Raw genomic sequence first — 4,651 nt, forward strand, 5'->3', positions numbered from 1 at the left:
TACACCCTACACCCCAACCAACCAACAACCAACAACCATCAACTATCAACCATCAACTATCAACCAAAAATTGATCTACTTGTGCATAGAACGGGCTAATTCTGCCGCCACTTCTGGACGAGAAAATTCTGGCGGGGGTAACTTACCATCGCGCAACATTTCCCGCACCTTTGTTCCTGACAAGTGAATCCGTTGCTCTGGAGTGCTCGGACTGGTTTTAGTCGTCGCCATGCCCTGAGTCACGGTGCAGTAGAAAGCGTGCTCAAACTTCATCGGTAAAATGCCTAATTCACCGGGTTCAAACTCATCAAAAATATATTGAGCATCATAGGTGCCATAGTAATCACCCACACCCGCATGATCGCGACCCACAATAAAGTGAGTGCAACCATAGTTTTTCCGCAGCAAGGCATGGAAAATCGCCTCTCTCGGTCCCGCATAACGCATGGCTGCCGGATTAATTGCCAGCATTACCTTATCTTTGGGATAATATTTTTCTAGCAAAATTTCATAACAGCGCATCCGCACATCTGCGGGAATATCATCTTCTTTAGTAGCGCCGACCAGGGGATGCAAAAATAACGCATCCACACTTTCCAAGGCACATTTAGTAATGTATTCATGGGCCCGGTGGATGGGGTTACGGGTTTGGAAAGCCACAATGCTTTTCCAGCCGTTTTCCCGGAAGATTTTCCGAGACTCAGCGGGATCGACTTGATAGTTGGGAAACAAGGGATGGGGATCTCGTTGCAGTAACCAGACGGGACCAGCGAGGTTAATTGGCCCTTGTTCATAAACCACCTTGACCCCAGGATGGTTAATATCTTCTGTGCGATAGACGTTACTCGCTTCCAGGGCTTTGTTGTAACGATATTTTTGGGTCAGTTCCAGCACCCCGACAAATCGACCGTTGGGATCGTCTAAGCGTACCCAAGACCCTTCTTTAACCCGGTCTGCCTCTTCTTCGGTGACAGGTAAAGTGATGGGAATTGCCCAGGGTAATTCATTGGCCATCCGCATATCGGTGACTACTGGTTCATAGTCTTTCTGTTCCATAAAGCCATTTAGAGGGCTAAAGCCACCAATGGCAATCAGAATCAAGTCCGATAAGGATCTTTCTGTGAGTTGAATGCGGGGCAAAGAATCAGCTTGGTCAAGAAATTCCTGCTTTTGACCAGGGCTGGCAATGCGATTAATTAGGTGTCCGCCGTGGGGGGCAATGGCGTCTTGTGGATGATGACTCAAGGGTTATCCTCTGAATTATGTGAACAGTAACGATTAATTTTGCTGACTTTTCTATCCTACTTTGCCAACGTATCTCCAGACAAAAAATCTTTGCCCGCGTTCGCCTTTGCCGGTTCAATAATGCCGCCACCGAGTAAAATTTCGCCATTGTACCAGACTGCGGCTTGTCCGGGTGTCACCCCAAACTGTCGTTCATCAAATACTAATTTGACGCGATCGCCTCCTTCTAAAGGAATCACTGTCACCGGCACTGGTGGCGTCCGATAGCGAATTTGTACCTCAGCGCGGATCGGGCTGCTGGGTGGTTCCATAGAAACCCAATTGATTTGTTTAACGGTGCATTCTTCTTGAGTTGCCACGGTGCGATCGCCCACAATCACTTGATTTTTTATCGGATCTAAGGCCACCACATAAAGCGGTTCTGGCGCTGCCAACCCAATTCCCCGTCTTTGTCCAATGGTGTATCGATGAATCCCCTCGTGTTCGCCCAAAACATTACCTTGGGTATCCACAATCTGTCCTTTTTGGCGCTCAATATATTGTTCCAAAAAGTTCTGCATCGAACCATGAGCTTCAATCAAACAAAGGTCTTGACTTTCTGGTTTGTCCGCCGTACTCAACCCAAATTCAGCGGCAATTTTGCGCGTTTCTGTCTTGGGAATATTTCCTAGGGGAAATAAACAATGAGCTAACAAATCTTGGGTCAGATCGTATAAGAAATAGGATTGATCTTTATTGTGATCGACTGCCCGCAACAACTGATAACGGCCAGTTTCCCCGTTATATTCGATCCGCGCATAATGACCTGTGGCAATGCGATCGATGCCCAATTCTTCCTGGGCATATTTCAACATTGGGCCAAATTTCACCGCTTTATTACATTGAGAACAAGGCAATGGTGTCACACCACTACTGTAGCCGGACACCAAATAATTGATAATATTCTTCTCAAACAGTTCGCGGCTATCCACAACATGATATGGGATGCCTAATTGTTCGCAAAGTGCAGCGGCATCAACCATTCCCTCAGAGCAGCATTGACCTTTGCCCTTCATCAGCCAAAGGGTCAGACCGACAACTTCATATCCTTGATGATGGAGGGTGGCCGCCGCAGTTGAACTGTCAACGCCACCGGATAAGCCAACGACAATCCTTGTCATATCATAAAAAAAAATCCTCTCAATTACTTTAACAAATCGTGACGGTTGTTGGTTGGTGGTTGTTTGTTGTTTGTTGGTTGTTGGGTAGGGATTCTTTGGGTAGGGATTCTTTGGGTAGGGATTCTTTGGGTAGGGATTCTTTGGTTGTTTGCCGAATAGAGATACTATCACCCCGGCCAAAGCCCCAAAAAAACCACGGAAAATCAACGGTTTTAGCCTTGTAACTCATCGGTTACAAGGCTTTTAATTTTATTAGGTGGCGGGATAGGTGGCGGGATAGGTGGCGGTGATTATGCCCGCGCAAAATCCCCGGCAAAGTGACCGGCAGCCCCGGCCTCGGTGCCGGAAAAATCTCCAGCAAAATCCCCGGCCCCTGCCCCGGAATTTTCCTGAGACTTGCTATCTCGGTCAAACCAGAAATCAAAAATCTGATCCACGTCTATGCCGTCAAACTTGGGCACGGCACAATAGTGGCGGATAGCATCGGCCCCCGTTCCCACCCGGCACGCATATTTTTTCTGGTAGCCAATGAGATCCAAAATGACATTGATGCGATCGCCCGTCTTAACCGGGAGCCCCCGGCCAAATGTTTCTACAAACTCATCTGGGTTTAACCTGGCAATGACATCGGTGAGGAACGGATCGTTATAGGCAAAATTTTCACCCGTCAAAAACCGGGATAAGCCCTTGTCAAAAAGCACCGATAAGTATGCTTGTCTGAGACTGACTGCATACTTGCTGATTTCATGGTCAAGGCACTGAGTTTTAGAGGTAAAAGTCTGGACTTGTTTAGCATCGTGAGACACGGCAAAAGCTTTACCAATGGTCAGGTAATACAGCAGTTGTAACGGTCGGAAACAACCGTGATCATCAGCCATGATTAAAGCCTTAGAACAATAGCCATAAGTTCTAACTAAATTACCCGTTGTTTATACCGTTGATGCTTAGTTTTTGCCACGGCATTATTAAGGGTTTTTAATTCATCATCAGAGGGATTCTCAGTGGTATCAATCTCGCTGACTTCAGCATCATAAGCCGCATTTCTAATCTCTCTGATTTCAGTATCATGCACCTTTACAGGGTCAACATAGTGGCACCGATGACCGTCGGAAGTCAGCAACCATTCTAAATTTTCCCGGTAAGCACTTAACCCTAAATTGCTACGGGCTACAGACTCACAGTAAGCATAAAATAACCCATTATCTAAAGCGGTAAAATCTTTGAGAAAAGATTGCATTCTCTTTTTGTTGGTTTGTAAGCAATGCTTAACCTGATCCGATGATAACGCACCACCAAATTTCATATATGTAGCGTTACCTGATTTTGGGAGCCAGATATGCCGGTCAACGGGCCAGCGATACCGTGCCACAAATTGAGCGACTGACTGAACATATTCAACGCTATAAACCACATAAGAACCGTGATAAACAAGTCATTATTAATACTAAAAATTGTCTATAAAACACTGTAATAAATAACTAATTTTTATTCGCTTAAATTGCCTAGTTTACTTGATATAGAGTAAGCTTTATACTCAGGTTATTTCATTAACATTATTAAAGTCAATTAAGCAAACTTAAATTTGACAATAAAGTGATAATATAGTGGCATTTTTTTGGCCATACTACAACGACTTAATCTTCTGGATACCGCAGAATAAAAATACGCAATTACCTTTTGATAAGCGACGTTTACACTCTGCTAACAGTCTGTATGGGTTGTTTTATTGGTAAATAAAAAAATCCATAATTCAGACTTATCAAATTTCTAATTATTTTGGATTGATTAACGCTACATCTGACTTGCCTAATTCAGCCATTTTTATAAAAAACTAAATGGAAAAATCAGATAAGTCAGCGTCAGCCAAATAAATTTTTGAAGCGTTTTGACTATCTTAAGCTGAGTCATAATTTCAGCCCGTTTTTTTCTAAGATACTTAGTATCAGCGTGTAATAAGTGATTTAAAACTTGTTCAGACTCATCAACAACCAAAAGACAACCGTCAAGGTAATTATCAACCGTCAGGTCAATTTTAGCTTTAGAATTAGGATGTAAAGAATCAATACACAGTCCTAAGCCAAAATATAAAGCCTCTAACCAATCTTTTTTAGAGGTCATCTCATTGAGAAATTGAATCCCGAAACGGTCACATAAGTGGGACATTAATTGCACTCTGTGTCCTAGCACAATCACTTTATGACCTGCTTTTATGGCGTCACTGACCATCTGGGAAAGTGTCCAAGTTT

4 protein-coding genes and 1 pseudogene are annotated in these 4,651 nt (G+C 43.9%); all 5 read right to left on the reverse strand.

Going from position 1 to position 4,651, the window contains the following annotated elements; all coding sequences use genetic code 11:
- Positions 1-75: 75 nt before the first annotated feature.
- Positions 76-1,245 (reverse strand): sulfate adenylyltransferase, encoded by a 1,170-nt coding sequence (sat, locus tag AM228_RS27525; RefSeq protein WP_054470106.1) that lies wholly within the window; start codon positions 1,243-1,245, stop codon positions 76-78.
- A 56-nt stretch (positions 1,246-1,301) separates the two neighbouring features.
- On the reverse strand, positions 1,302-2,405 hold the full coding sequence (gene mnmA / locus AM228_RS27530; RefSeq protein WP_054470107.1) for a tRNA 2-thiouridine(34) synthase MnmA: 1,104 nt from the start codon (positions 2,403-2,405) through the stop codon (positions 1,302-1,304).
- A 290-nt stretch (positions 2,406-2,695) separates the two neighbouring features.
- Entirely contained in the window at positions 2,696-3,283 is a 588-nt protein-coding gene (locus tag AM228_RS27540; RefSeq protein WP_054470109.1) for a hypothetical protein, read from the reverse strand.
- A gap of 35 nt (positions 3,284-3,318) precedes the next feature.
- Entirely contained in the window at positions 3,319-3,642 is a 324-nt protein-coding gene (locus AM228_RS27545; RefSeq protein WP_054470110.1) for a hypothetical protein, read from the reverse strand.
- Between the two features lie 584 nt (positions 3,643-4,226).
- A pseudogene (locus AM228_RS27550) lies at positions 4,227-4,651 on the reverse strand (hypothetical protein); the annotation flags it as partial.

The sequence above is a fragment of the Planktothricoides sp. SR001 genome (assembly GCF_001276715.1).
GTDB classification, from domain to species: Bacteria; Cyanobacteriota; Cyanobacteriia; order Cyanobacteriales; family Laspinemataceae; genus Planktothricoides; species Planktothricoides raciborskii.

What these genes read in the sequence shown, in the direction of transcription:
- AM228_RS27545 (WP_054470110.1), bottom strand. Translation starts at nt 3,642, where the DNA reads ATGCAATCTTTTCTCAAAGATTTTACCGCTTTAGATAATGGGTTATTT.
- AM228_RS27540 (WP_054470109.1), bottom strand. Translation starts at nt 3,283, where the DNA reads ATGGCTGATGATCACGGTTGTTTCCGACCGTTACAACTGCTGTATTAC.
- mnmA (WP_054470107.1), bottom strand. Translation starts at nt 2,405, where the DNA reads ATGACAAGGATTGTCGTTGGCTTATCCGGTGGCGTTGACAGTTCAACT.